The organism is Spirillospora sp. NPDC049652 (genome assembly GCF_040675125.1).
Lineage (GTDB): Bacteria > Actinomycetota > Actinomycetes > Streptosporangiales > Streptosporangiaceae > Spirillospora.
This window is the reverse complement of the sequence record NZ_JBFAOF010000160.1, coordinates 1-10,953: the sequence shown is the minus strand read 5'-3', so window position 1 is coordinate 10,953 and position 10,953 is coordinate 1. Positions and strand designations below refer to the sequence as shown.

14 protein-coding genes are annotated in these 10,953 nt (G+C 70.6%); 8 read left to right on the top strand and 6 right to left on the bottom strand.

Annotated elements, in window-relative coordinates:
• Nucleotides 1–268: 268 nt before the first annotated feature.
• From AB0J52_RS13745 to AB0J52_RS13735, 3 genes are read left to right on the top strand one after another with little or no spacing between them, the layout of a single operon-like run.
• The gene (locus AB0J52_RS13745; RefSeq protein WP_500181920.1) at nucleotides 269–1,138 is read left to right on the top strand and encodes a helix-turn-helix domain-containing protein; all 870 of its coding nucleotides are present in this window, start codon (nucleotides 269–271) and stop codon (nucleotides 1,136–1,138) included.
• The gene (locus tag AB0J52_RS13740) at nucleotides 1,056–1,328 is read left to right on the top strand and encodes a DUF397 domain-containing protein (RefSeq protein ID WP_500181919.1); all 273 of its coding nucleotides are present in this window, start codon (nucleotides 1,056–1,058) and stop codon (nucleotides 1,326–1,328) included. Before AB0J52_RS13745 ends, AB0J52_RS13740 begins: the two co-directional genes overlap by 83 nt.
• Nucleotides 1,325–1,528, top strand: coding sequence for a DUF397 domain-containing protein (locus AB0J52_RS13735; protein WP_500181918.1), 204 nt, complete (start codon nucleotides 1,325–1,327; stop codon nucleotides 1,526–1,528). The genes AB0J52_RS13740 and AB0J52_RS13735 overlap by 4 nt, the downstream gene beginning before the upstream one ends.
• Nucleotides 1,529–1,566: 38 nt before the next feature.
• Here AB0J52_RS13735 and AB0J52_RS13730 read toward each other — a convergent pair whose 3' ends face one another.
• A complete protein-coding gene (locus AB0J52_RS13730; protein ID WP_500181917.1) occupies nucleotides 1,567–2,412 on the bottom strand; it encodes a hypothetical protein in 846 nt (281 codons plus the stop codon).
• A gap of 236 nt (nucleotides 2,413–2,648) precedes the next feature.
• Here AB0J52_RS13730 and AB0J52_RS13725 point away from each other — a divergent pair, with 236 nt between their 5' ends.
• Nucleotides 2,649–3,776, top strand: a complete 1,128-nt coding sequence (locus AB0J52_RS13725; RefSeq protein WP_500181916.1) for a methyltransferase domain-containing protein — start codon at nucleotides 2,649–2,651, stop codon at nucleotides 3,774–3,776.
• A gap of 129 nt (nucleotides 3,777–3,905) precedes the next feature.
• On the top strand, nucleotides 3,906–5,423 hold the full coding sequence (locus AB0J52_RS13720; protein ID WP_500181915.1) for a ricin-type beta-trefoil lectin domain protein: 1,518 nt from the start codon (nucleotides 3,906–3,908) through the stop codon (nucleotides 5,421–5,423).
• 51 nt (nucleotides 5,424–5,474) lie between these two features.
• Here AB0J52_RS13720 and AB0J52_RS13715 read toward each other — a convergent pair whose 3' ends face one another.
• Complete coding sequence (locus AB0J52_RS13715; RefSeq protein WP_500181914.1) at nucleotides 5,475–5,927, bottom strand: MarR family winged helix-turn-helix transcriptional regulator; 453 nt, start codon at nucleotides 5,925–5,927, stop codon at nucleotides 5,475–5,477.
• A 90-nt stretch (nucleotides 5,928–6,017) separates the two neighbouring features.
• Here AB0J52_RS13715 and AB0J52_RS13710 point away from each other — a divergent pair, with 90 nt between their 5' ends.
• A complete protein-coding gene (locus tag AB0J52_RS13710) occupies nucleotides 6,018–6,659 on the top strand; it encodes a hypothetical protein (protein ID WP_500181913.1) in 642 nt (213 codons plus the stop codon).
• A 37-nt stretch (nucleotides 6,660–6,696) separates the two neighbouring features.
• Complete coding sequence (locus AB0J52_RS13705) at nucleotides 6,697–7,581, top strand: ADP-ribosylglycohydrolase family protein (RefSeq protein WP_500181912.1); 885 nt, start codon at nucleotides 6,697–6,699, stop codon at nucleotides 7,579–7,581.
• A 104-nt stretch (nucleotides 7,582–7,685) separates the two neighbouring features.
• Here AB0J52_RS13705 and AB0J52_RS13700 read toward each other — a convergent pair whose 3' ends face one another.
• Nucleotides 7,686–8,558, bottom strand: coding sequence for an NAD(P)-dependent oxidoreductase (locus AB0J52_RS13700; protein WP_500181911.1), 873 nt, complete (start codon nucleotides 8,556–8,558; stop codon nucleotides 7,686–7,688).
• Nucleotides 8,559–8,635: 77 nt separating this feature from the next.
• Between AB0J52_RS13700 and AB0J52_RS13695 the strand changes: the two genes are divergently transcribed.
• The gene (locus tag AB0J52_RS13695; RefSeq protein ID WP_500181910.1) at nucleotides 8,636–9,001 is read left to right on the top strand and encodes a MerR family transcriptional regulator; all 366 of its coding nucleotides are present in this window, start codon (nucleotides 8,636–8,638) and stop codon (nucleotides 8,999–9,001) included.
• A gap of 26 nt (nucleotides 9,002–9,027) precedes the next feature.
• On the opposite strand, the gene AB0J52_RS13690 is transcribed toward AB0J52_RS13695, so the two are convergent.
• From AB0J52_RS13690 to AB0J52_RS13680, 3 genes are all read right to left on the bottom strand, one after another.
• Nucleotides 9,028–9,384, bottom strand: a complete 357-nt coding sequence (locus AB0J52_RS13690; protein ID WP_500181909.1) for a nuclear transport factor 2 family protein — start codon at nucleotides 9,382–9,384, stop codon at nucleotides 9,028–9,030.
• A 50-nt stretch (nucleotides 9,385–9,434) separates the two neighbouring features.
• Nucleotides 9,435–9,629: a hypothetical protein gene (locus tag AB0J52_RS13685; RefSeq protein ID WP_500181908.1), complete on the bottom strand. Its 195-nt coding sequence runs from the start codon at nucleotides 9,627–9,629 to the stop codon at nucleotides 9,435–9,437.
• Nucleotides 9,630–10,218: 589 nt separating this feature from the next.
• Nucleotides 10,219–10,953: class I SAM-dependent methyltransferase (locus AB0J52_RS13680; RefSeq protein WP_500181907.1), on the bottom strand; the 735-nt coding region annotated here is incomplete at its 5' end.

The following is a 10,953-nucleotide window of genomic DNA, read 5'->3' as shown; positions in this document are numbered from 1 at the left end:
CTGACCGTCGTATTCTCATGTGCGTCCTCCTTGTGAGGATGGGCCGCGCGGCCGGGGGAGGGCTCCAATCCACACCCGGCCGCGCGGCGGCTTCTCGACCCGGCAGCGGACGTCCGCGCCGGGCAGTGATCACTATCTGTGGTCACTTGGTTGCGCTCGCTTATCGTGAACCCGTCGCGGCGCCTGTGTCCATGCATCAGTGCAGTTGGTCCATGATTTTTTGCAGATCTGGTTGCAGTGCTCCGCGCGGCTGCCGCATGCTCCCGTCATGACCGGTATCAAGAGCCCTACGGTGCGTCACCGACGCCTGGCCCGCGAACTGCGCAAGCACCGCGAGCGCGCCGGCCTCACCACCGAGGCCGCCTCCGACCGGCTCGGCTGGTCACGCACCAAACTCGTGCGCTTCGAAGCGGCCCGAACCCGCCCCACTCCTGCCGACGTCAGCGCGGCGCTCGATCTCTACGGCGCGGACCTGCCCGACCGTGCGGCGCTCATGGACCTGGCCCGGCAAGCGCGCCAACGCGGCTGGTGGACGGCGTACTCCGACGTCTTCCAGTCGTCCTTCGTGGCGCTTGAGGACGAGGCTTCAAGCATCCGAGGCTGGTATCCCCAGGTGATCCCCGGCCTGCTCCAGACCGACGCCTACGCGCATGCGGTGATCTCGGCCGCCGAAGGCAGGGACGTCGATCGCCTGACGTTCGAGCGGCGCCTCCAAGCCAGGCTGGCACGCAGAGCCCTGCTCTCTCGTCCGGAAGCGCCGGCCCTGCACGTGGTGCTGGACGAGTCCGTCATCAGACGTTCGCCCACCACCCCAGGTGTCATGGCCGAACAATTGTCCTCCTTGGAAGCCGCGGCCCGACGCCCCAACATCACGGTGCAGGTGCTCCCGTTCTCGGCGGGCATGCATTCTGGTTTGGACAGCGGATTCGTCGTTCTCGGATACAGCGAGCCGGAGGATCCCAGCGTCGTCTATGTCGAGACCATCGGCGGTGAGCTCTACGTCGAGAGTGCAATCCAGGTTGATCGGATTACGATGTCCTTCGAACGCATTCGCAATGCGGCGTGGTCGCCGGGCGAGTCGGTGGCCTTCATCGCTGCGATGGCCAAGGAGGTCTCTCAACGTGGCGAACACGCCTAAGAACACCAACCTGGTCTGGCGCAAGAGCACCTACAGCACACCTACCGGCTCCGACTGTGTAGAAGTCGCCGCCCTCGACATGGCCACGCTAGTGCGGGACTCCAAGGACCCAGAAGGCCCACAGCTCTCAGTCTCCCCAGTCGACTGGCAAGCGTTTACGATCGCGGTCAAGGAGCATCCGTCCGTATGAATACTCCGGATGTCTCTCAGCTCACTTGGCGCAAGAGTAGGCACAGCTCAGCGCAGCACTCCGACTGCGTCGAGATTGCAGACGTGGGTGTGGACGTCGCTGTCCGGGATTCCAAGGACCCGGACGGGCCGAGGCTGGCCGTCTCTCTCGGCGAGTGGCGGACGTTCGCCTCAGCGGTCAAGGCACGTCCCTTCGCATAACCCGGTGGACGCGGTTGGGCCCTCGTTGGCTGTGGCGCTCAGCGGCGCGGGCCGGATAGCAGGGCGGCGTGGACCCGGTGTGCGGCGTCGGCCTGCGTGCCGGCGTCGATGAGGAGTTCGGGGCCGGCGAGGGGCGTGACGTCCTCGAAGCGGTCGTTGTGGTCGGTCAGTGTCCACCCGGGCCAGCGGGCGTTCACAGCCTCGACTTCGATGGCACATTCCAGTGACCACCAGTCCAGCCGCCGCCTCGGCACGTCCACGCATATCCCGCTCCAGGGGACGGCCTCCAGCACCGCGCTCTTCTGCCCCCGGTGCCGTTCGGCAAGCACGACGTCCGGCCCTGCCAGCAACACCTGCTCCAATCCCGGGTTCCAGCACCCGGCGAACCACGGTGCCGTCCTCTCGCCGTGCTCGCGCACGGCGACCAGGGTCGGCGCGACCCACCCAAGATCGTCGTCCTCCGTGGGGGAGTCGGCCCATCCGGCGCTCAGCGGCCGCGAATTCCCCTCCAGGTCCGACAGCGTGTCGTAAGGCAAGCGCAGGTGGTCAAGCGCCTCGCGCAGCCCGCGCGCCGCCCACCGCACGCTCCATCCAGGCCAGCGCTCGGCGACCATCGCCAGCCACGCCCGAACCTCCAGGAGGTCACCGCGCGGCAGCGGCGGATCCTCGGCCAAGTGCACCAGCAGCAATCGCTGCCGCTCGTCCCGTAGGACGACGCCGTTCCACCAGGTCGCGTTCCCCCAGCCGCAGTTCTCAACGTCGGCAACGAAATCCCGAGGACCGGCCAGCAGCTCCCGGTACAACGCGTGCGTGCCACGCCGCCGCCCGTGCACCTGATAGCCGTGCTCGTCCACCGTGACCAGGTAGACGTGTCCGCCACTCATCCCCGCACGCTAGAGCTTCCGGCCGCTAGCGACAATTGCCCCAGACCGGCCGAGTGCGACGCCGGTGCGCTGATACGGGCCGTCCGCAGCGACGTGGTTCAGCAAAGGACGGACCGGCAGGCGTCGAGATGTCATCCTGGCGTTGCGAAGGAGGTGTGATCGTTCCATGTCGCTCAGTGACCTCCGTTCACGGCCATCACTGCCACGGTCGCGAAGACGCTGACGATGGGCCTTCGATGATCGCGGGCACGGTCGAGGGACCGGCGGAGGACTGGAAACCTTACGCTGTCCAGCTGGGCGACCGGTTGACCCGTGACGGCATCCTCACCGACCCGGCCCTGCACCGGGCGGTCGTCGACGTCCCTCGGCATCTGTTCGTTCCGACGTTCCTTCCGTCTACCTCGTCCGGCTATGGGCCGCCGGTCACCTCGCGGACGCCCGGCTACCTGCGCGCCGTCTACAGCGACCAGACGCTGGTGACCCGCCTTGCCGAGCATCACGGCGGTATCTTCGCCGTCTCCAGTTCCACCGCCCCGGGCCTGATGCTGCGGATGCTGCACGAGCTGGACCTGCTGGACGCGATGCGGGTGCTGGAGATCGGCACCGGGACCGGCTACAACGCCGCACTACTGTGCGAACGCCTCGGCGACCGGCTGGTGTGCACCGTCGATGTCGACCCGGACGTCACCACGACCGCTTGGCGGCATCTGAAAGCCGCCGGCTACGACCCGGTCGCAGGCTGCCGCGACGGGCAGGACGGCTACCCCGAGCGAGCCCCGTTCGACCGGATCATCGCGACGGTGTCGTTCCCGCGTGTGCCGTGGGCTTGGGTGGAGCAGACTGCCCCAGGCGGCCTGATCCTCGCCGACCTGCGGCCGCCCGGCGCGCTCTGGACGGGCGCCCTGGCCAAGCTCACCGTGGACAACGGATCGGCAAGCGGCCACCTGCTGCCCTGCCGCGCGGGCTTCATGCCCGCCCGGCACGGCGACGCGTCCGGCTACCCCGAGCCGCCCGCGCTCGACAAGACCCGCGCCCGCCGCCGCGCCACGGCAGTGTCGGGCGAAGCGCTGTTGGTCGAGGGGCTGGGGCTGATGGTGTGGGCCAGGCTGCCGGGCCTGATCGTCTTCCCGGGCGCGGACGAGGTGACGCTCATCGCGAACCGATCGTGGGCGACCGTCTCGCGACGTGGCGTGGGCCCCGTCGAGTTCGGCGGATCCGAAGACGTCTGGGAGGTCGTGGAAACGACGCGCGCGGCCTGGCTGGGAGCCGGGTCGCCGACGGTGGAACGCTTCGGGCTGACGGTGACCGCCGACGAGCAGACCCTGTGGCTGGACCGGCCGGACAACCACATCGGCAGCCTGTAAGCCGTCCGCGCACCACACATCACCGGGCGACGCGGGGGCGAAAAAGTTGAGTGATTTTCATGTTGGGTCTTCCGGGGAGCTTGTCGGCCGGGTTATTACCGGGGGTAACACCCAGCCCGGGAGGCCCCCATGTCCCACCCCCGGCCACGGCTGCGCACGGGTTTCGTCGCAGCCACCGCCGCCCTCTCCCTCCTGTCCCTCGGGGCGCTCGCCACCCCCTCCGCGAGCGCCGCCCCCACCACGACCGTGGCGGCGAGCACGCCGCTGCCCGCCGACCTGGAGCAGATCCGCGCGGTCGAGGCCACCAAGATGTACGGCAGCCCGGAGGAGCGCCCGATGGCCGAGCGCAAGACCGGCCTGATCTCCCTCGGTGACTCGGAGATCTCCGGCGAGGGCGCCGGCTCGTACTGGCCGGACACCGCCGGCCCCACGAACTGGTGCCACCGCTCGCAGGAGGCGGCGATCTACCGCACCACCATCCCGGCCGACGTCTCCACCAACGTCTCCTGCTCGGGCGCGGCCACCTACCACATCAGGATCGGCGGCTCGAAGCAGTACGCCGACCAGCTCGTCCAGAGCGACAACCTCGCGATCAAGGCCCGCAACACCCGCCTGAAGATGGTCGTGCTGGTCGTCGGCGCGAACGACGACATCCAGTTCGGCCCGGTGATGACCGACTGCGTCGAGCGCTGGATTCTCTCCAAGGGCACGTGCGAACCGGTTTATGCCCCGGGATGGCAGGCCCGCGTGGACGGCATGGTCCCGAAGGTGGCGGCCACCGTCACCGACCTCAAGAAGGTCATGCGGGACGCCGGGTACACCGACGACTCCTACAAGCTCGTCCTGATGAGCTACCCCTCGCCCATCAGCCCCGACATGGCCGACAACCCGAACTTCCCGGGCAAGCTCCCCGGCGGTTGCCTCGGCTACGACTCCGACGCGGCGTGGGGGCGCAACGCGGCCGTCCCCGCCTTCGAGGTCGGCATCCGCAAGGCCGCCCAGCAGTCCGGCGCGTCCTACCTGGACGCCTCCCGCCTGTTCCACGGACACGAGGTCTGCACCGAGACGACGTGGGCGCGCGGCTTCTTCTACGACGGCTCGTTCCCGCCGGACGAGAACTCCGTCCGGCAGTCGTACCACCCCAACGCCACAGGTCACGGCGCGTTCGCCTCGTGCTTCAGCCAGTTCTACAACTCGGGTCTGCGTGAGGCGTCGTGCGCCGACCCCGCGTCCACCAACACCGCCAAGCTGTACCCGGGCGCGTGGGACGACAAGTTCAAGCCGCTTAAGAACCAGGCCACCGGCCAGTGCGTTGACGCCAACGGCGGCTCGTCCCGCAACTACACCGCCGTCGTGGGCTGGGCCTGCCACGGGGGCCGCAACCAGACCTGGTGGTACGACCCGGCGTACAAGTCCATCCACAACGGGCTGTCCCACGACCGGTGCCTGGACTCCCGCAACATCGCCGCCCCGACCGCCGCCATCCTGTGGGACTGCCACGGCGGCACGAACCAGCAGTGGACGATGCCCGCGGACGGCACGATCCGTCCGGCCACCGCGAACGGCCTCTGCCTGACGCAGCCGGTGGCCGACAAGGCCGTGGCGCTCCAGCCCTGCAACGGCTCGGCCGCGCAACGCTTCGCCTGACCCCGCCCGCGGAGGAAGGCCCCGGTGCCGCCGGGGTCTTCCTCCGCCCCTTCAGTGCTCGTTGAGCCGCCGCATGATCTCGACGAACTGCTTCCGCTGGGTCGCCGACAGCGGGGCGAGCAGCTCTTGCTGGATGCCGTCGAGCACGCCGTCCAGTTCGCGCAGCGTCGCCGTGCCGGACTCCGTGATCGACACGATCTTCCGGCGCCGATGGGCGGGGTCGACCTCGCGTGCCACGAGGCCGAGTTCTTCGAGGTCGTTCAACGCGGCGGTGACGTCGCTGCGGTCGATGCCGGTGTCGCGGCCGAGGTCGGCCTGGCTCTCCGGCCCCCACTGCTCAAGCGCGACGAGAAGCCGGTAGTGGTACCCGCGCAATCCGTTGGCGTGCTCGGCGAATCCCGCGGCCAGTAGCGCGGAAGCTCGCGCGGCGGCCTGGCCCAGCAGCCACGTGGGGCGCTCCTTGAGCCGGTCCGGGGTGCGTTGCGGTGCGGCATGGTCACGCATGGCCCCGAGTGTAGGTCACTTGTTGGCGCGTCCAACGGTTTGTTATGTTGGGACGGCCAACATTGGTAGAGCCAACAACTGGGGGCGGGGATGTCGACCAACAAGCTGCGCATACTCATCATCGGACGCACCGGTTCAGTGCTGGTCGACGCCGTCGCGATGCTGCGCGAACGGGGATACGCCGCCAACGCCAGCAACCAGTTCGACACGCTGCTCGACGACTACGACGTGCGCGAGCCCGACCTCGTGATCTTCGGCGGCATGGTGCCGCCGGAGAAGAAGGAACGGCTGCGCACCGACATCCGCGCCCTCAACCCTCAGGTGACCTTCATGCAGGGGCTGGGCGGTATCGCTCCACTGCTGGTCGCGCAGGTCGAGGAGTTCGTGAAGGGAGCGGCCACCGGCGTGGAGTACGACGCGAGCGCGCGGGCGTTCCACATAACGCTCGACGCCGCCGCGTCCGTCATGGTCGAAGGGCTCTGGGCGAAGTTCGTGCCGCCAGAGCCGGTCGCGCAGTCAACACTCGTCTTCGACGGCGAACTTGCCGCCGGCGTCCACCAGATAGCGATCCCGGACGAGGTGCCAGAGCAAGGCTCGTACGCCGCAGTGCGCATCCGGGACCGCGTGTCCGCGTTCCAGATCGGCGAGACCCCGGCGACGGTCAAGCGCATCGCCGCCGAACAGTCCCTACCAACCCCCACCCCCGTCACCACCCACCTCCCCTGGGCCTGAGCACCTCATCGCGCGTCCGGGGCGGGACGATGGGGGAATGTCACGCGATCGACTCTTGCGTGCCCGGGGCTCGTTGCTCGGGCTCGCACTCGGGGACGCGCTCGGGTCTCAGTTCTTCGTTCCTTCGAATCGGCCGCACCTGGACGCCCGGTCGCTACCGCCGTCGCCCTGGCAGTGGACGGACGACACCGAAATGGCCTGCTCGGTCTACCTCGTCCTCGACGTCCACGGGGGCGTCGAGCAGGACGCGCTCGCCGCGTCCTTCGCCGAACGGCACGACTTCGACCGCGGGTACGGCCCCGCGACGAATCGGATGCTGAGGCTGGTGCGGGAGGGCGGCGACTGGCGCGAACTGGCGGCCGGTCTGTTCGACGGGTCCGGCTCATGGGGGAACGGGGCCGCCATGCGGGTCGCTCCTCTCGGCGCGTACTTCGCGGACGACCCGGCCGAGGCGGCTCGGCAGGCCGCGCTCTCCGCGACCGTCACGCACACCCACCCGGAGGCCGTCGCGGGCGCGGTCGCGGTGGCCGTCGCCGCCGCGCTCGTCGCGTCGGGGCCGCAGCGGCCGGGGCCGTTCATCGACCGCGTTCTGGAGTTCGTTCCGCCTGGGAAGGTGTGTGACGGGCTTCAGGAGGCGCGTCGGCTGCTCACCTTGTCGGACGCGGAGACCGTCGCCCGCGTCCTCGGCAACGGACGGGCCGTCGCCGCGCACGACACGGTGCCGTTCGCCGTCTGGGCCGCCGCCCGGAACCTCGGCGATTTCGAGCGGGCCTTCTGGACGACCGCGTCCGCCGGTGGGGACGTGGACACGACGTGCGCGATCGTCGGCGGCATCATCGCCTCGGGGATGGAGCCCGGTCGGCTGCCCGAGGCGTGGCGAGCCGCAGTGGAGCCGCTTCCGGACTGGGTGTCCGGCGACTGACCCGCCCGGCCCGCCTCGGGGCAGGGGCGCCAGGCAGGCGCGGGCGCGCTGGCTGGGGCACGGTCAGCCGATGGGAGGAGCGGTCTCCCCTTCGGCCCCGGTGGTCACGGCTTGGCGAACTGCTCCGCCAGCACCGCGTATCCCTCGCCGCCGCGTCCCTCGGCGACGGCGCGCCCGGCGATGTCCTCGATCAGTTTCGGCAGTTCCGCGCTGACGCCGAGCGCTTCGCTGGTCTCGACGAGATGGCGCATCGCCGCGACGTGCGTGTCCAGGGACGAGTCCAGGCCCGGGTACTCGCCGTCGTCCACGTGCCGCGCGTAGCCGGGGAGCCAGGCCGCGACGGTCTCGACCCCCTGGAGGGCGAGCGGCGCGAACGCCGAGGCGTCCACGCCCGCGGCCTTCAGCAGCGCCGCGCCGTGCAGGAAGCCGTTCAGCATGTTCCACATCAGGCTCAGGACGGCCGTCTCGTGCAGCGCGGTGAGGGTGTGATCGTCGCCGAGGTGCCGCGCCTCCGAACCGAGGCTCAGCAGGTTCGTCGCCTGCGCGTCGTAGACGGCGCGGGGGCCGCTGTAGACGATGGTCGCCTCCCCGCCGATCAGATCCGGCGCGGCCATGATCGCGCCGTCGAGGTAGGCGGCTCCTTGACGCTCCGCCCAGGCCGCCAGGTCGCCCGCGTCCCGCGCCGTCCCGGACGTGAGGTTCACCAGGACCCGCCCGTCCCAGCCGCCGGTCGCGTCGAGGACGTGGCGGACGGCCGCGTGGTCGGTGAGGCACACGACCACGAGCGGGCTCGCCGCGACCGCGTCCGCGGCGGAGGCGGCCGCGGTCGCGCCCTCGGCGACGAGCCCCTCGGCCTTCGACGCCGTCCGGTTCCAGACCGTCGTCGGATGCCCGGCGCGCAGGAACGCCGAGGCCAGCGCCCGTCCCATCAGCCCGAGACCGATGACCGTGACCGGAGTTCTGCCGTTGTCGTCCATGGTTTCCGCCTTCTCGTGGTGACCGATGGCAGAATCCTCAACGTTCACACCGGTATGAAGGTCAAGGGGGACGCGCGGTGCTGATCGGGGAGCTGAGCCGGAGGACCGGGGTGAACGCGCACCAGCTGCGCTACTACGAGAGCCAGGGTCTGCTGGCGCCGGAGCGGGGGCCGAACGGCTACCGCGAGTACGCCGCCGACAGCGTGCTGACCGTGGCGCAGATCCGGCGGCTGCTCGCGGCCGGGCTGTCCACGCAGGACATCGCCTACATCCTGCCCTGCGCCACCGGCGCCGATCCGGTGATGGAGCCCTGCCCCGAGCTCATCGACATGCTCCGCGCCCGCCTCGGCGGCCTGGACGAGCACATCGACACGCTCACCCGCACCCGCGAGACCCTGACCGACTTCATCGCGGCCACCGAGCGCCGCCTCCTGGACGCCTGAGGGCGCCCAGGAGGCGCGCGACACCTCTATGGCTGCGCCTGCTCGTAGAACGCCCGGACTCGGGCCGCCTGGCCGTGCTCGTCCAGTTCGACCACGTCCAGAGCGCGGTTGCCGTTCTCGCGCCTGTACAGCAGGGCGTATCCGCCGGGACTGGTCAGGAACGCCTCCTCGGTGAACCGCAGGTCCGGCGCGAGTTCCAGGCCGCGCTCGAAGTGGCGGCGCAGCTCCGCCCTGCCCCGCAGCCGTCCGTCCGGCCGGTTCCAGCGGGTCACGACCGTGGCCGCCGCGAAGTCGACGTCCTCCGCGTAACACGCCATGACGGCGTCCAGGTCCCGGGCTTCCCAACCGGCCAGCCACTGATCGACGTGTGCTCTCGCATCCATGTTGATCAGTATTCGCGAACGGCCGTCCCGTGCGTCGCCGCGAGGCCGGACTATCCGACCGCCAGGCAGATCGCCCAGGCGGTGATCGTGGCGCCGGGAGTGTTGTCCAGCGGGGTGGGGACCTCCCACCCCGTGTTGTCGTTGATGGGGTGCCCCTTCTCGCCGGGCCCGATGTAGCCGTTGGGCTGCGAGGTGTACCCGCCGCTGACCACCGTGTATCCGGCCGGGCACTGGGCCGTGGCCACATTCACTCCGTTGGTCGGCGTGGGCGTCCCGTTCACCGTGATGGTGGGTTGGACCACGCCGTTCGCACCGGCCGGACCTGTCGGGCCGGTCGGACCTGTCGCGCCGTCGACTCCTGGCGGCCCCTCCGGCCCTGTCACGCCTGGCCGGCCTTCGGGCCCTTCCGGGCCGGTCGCCCCCGGCCTGCCTTCCGGACCTCGCGGTCCTCTCGGGCCGACCCGGCCCGGACAGTCTCCGTCGTGCCAGGGGCAGGAACCCGGGCACCGCGGGTGGTGCCGATGGCAGGGGCTCTGGCCCCTGTGCCCGCCCCCGTCGCCGAAGGCCGGCTGAGCGGCGAGGGCGCCGACACCGACGGCGGCGGTGAGAGTGACCGTGGAGAGCCATCGAGTGATCTTCATCCAGAGAGCCTTCCGTGAGTCCGAGGGGGAGCCCGGACGGCGGCCGGCACCGTCGCGTTCGCGCGCCGAGTCCTGCGCGCCCCCCGCTGACCAGCAAGGACGTGCTGTCCCAACGGGTCCTTCCCCGCGACTTGATCAAGGGAAGCCCGGCAGACGGCTGGGCTGCGGCCTGCCCCTCCCCACCCGGAAGGGGTCAGGCGCGCCGGCGGAAGGCGACGAGGGCGTGGGTGGTGAAGTTCATGGTGAAGGAGCCGCCCATGCCGTCGAGGGCCGCCCCGAGGCCGTCCAGGAGCTCGTCCATCTTCGGCCCGGGGATGTGCGGGGCTACGCCCGTCGTCGGGACGTGGTCGAGCCACTCGTCGCGCGTGTAGCGGCGCGTCCAGGCGTACTCCCACGTCTCCGGAGCGGTGAAGGCGGAGGTCGCGCGGATGCCGTCGGACGCCTTGTCCACGATGGCCGCGTACCCGTTCGCGCCCGCCTGCGGACGGCTGAGGGCCTCCAGTTCCGGCAGGACGCGCGAGTAGACGGCGGCGAACGCCTCGGCGGCCTCGATCTCGGGTTCGAAGAGGTGCCAGAACGCGGCGAGCACACCGGCCGGGCGGAGCGTCTCGGCGGCCTTCGCGGCGGCGGCGTCCGGCTCCAGCCAGTGCCACGTCGTCGCGGACACGACGGCGTCGAACGTGCGGCCGGACGCGTCCCACTCCTCGAACTTGGCGACCTCCACCTCCAGGCCCCGGGAGCGGGCGAACTCCGCCATGCGCGCGTCGGCGTCCACGCCGAGGACCGCGCAGCCCGCCTCCTGGAACTGGCGGGACGCGATGCCGGTGCCGCAGCCGACGTCCAGGACGTCGCGTCCGGGCGCGGCGGCGACGATCCGCTCGATCAGGGCCCGGGGGTAGGCGGGCCGCGCGCGGTCGTAGCGCGCGGC

Bases quoted from the DNA above. Each gene is read 5' to 3' on its own strand.
- AB0J52_RS13715 (WP_500181914.1), bottom strand. From the start codon at position 5,927: ATGCGTGACCATGCCGCACCGCAACGCACCCCGGACCGGCTCAAGGAG.
- AB0J52_RS13730 (WP_500181917.1), bottom strand. From the start codon at position 2,412: ATGAGTGGCGGACACGTCTACCTGGTCACGGTGGACGAGCACGGCTAT.
- AB0J52_RS13735 (WP_500181918.1), top strand. From the start codon at position 1,325: ATGAATACTCCGGATGTCTCTCAGCTCACTTGGCGCAAGAGTAGGCAC.
- AB0J52_RS13710 (WP_500181913.1), top strand. From the start codon at position 6,018: ATGTCGACCAACAAGCTGCGCATACTCATCATCGGACGCACCGGTTCA.
- AB0J52_RS13725 (WP_500181916.1), top strand. From the start codon at position 2,649: ATGATCGCGGGCACGGTCGAGGGACCGGCGGAGGACTGGAAACCTTAC.
- AB0J52_RS13700 (WP_500181911.1), bottom strand. From the start codon at position 8,558: ATGGACGACAACGGCAGAACTCCGGTCACGGTCATCGGTCTCGGGCTG.
- AB0J52_RS13740 (WP_500181919.1), top strand. From the start codon at position 1,056: ATGCGGCGTGGTCGCCGGGCGAGTCGGTGGCCTTCATCGCTGCGATGG.
- AB0J52_RS13705 (WP_500181912.1), top strand. From the start codon at position 6,697: ATGTCACGCGATCGACTCTTGCGTGCCCGGGGCTCGTTGCTCGGGCTC.
- AB0J52_RS13690 (WP_500181909.1), bottom strand. From the start codon at position 9,384: ATGGATGCGAGAGCACACGTCGATCAGTGGCTGGCCGGTTGGGAAGCC.
- AB0J52_RS13720 (WP_500181915.1), top strand. From the start codon at position 3,906: ATGTCCCACCCCCGGCCACGGCTGCGCACGGGTTTCGTCGCAGCCACC.
- AB0J52_RS13745 (WP_500181920.1), top strand. From the start codon at position 269: ATGACCGGTATCAAGAGCCCTACGGTGCGTCACCGACGCCTGGCCCGC.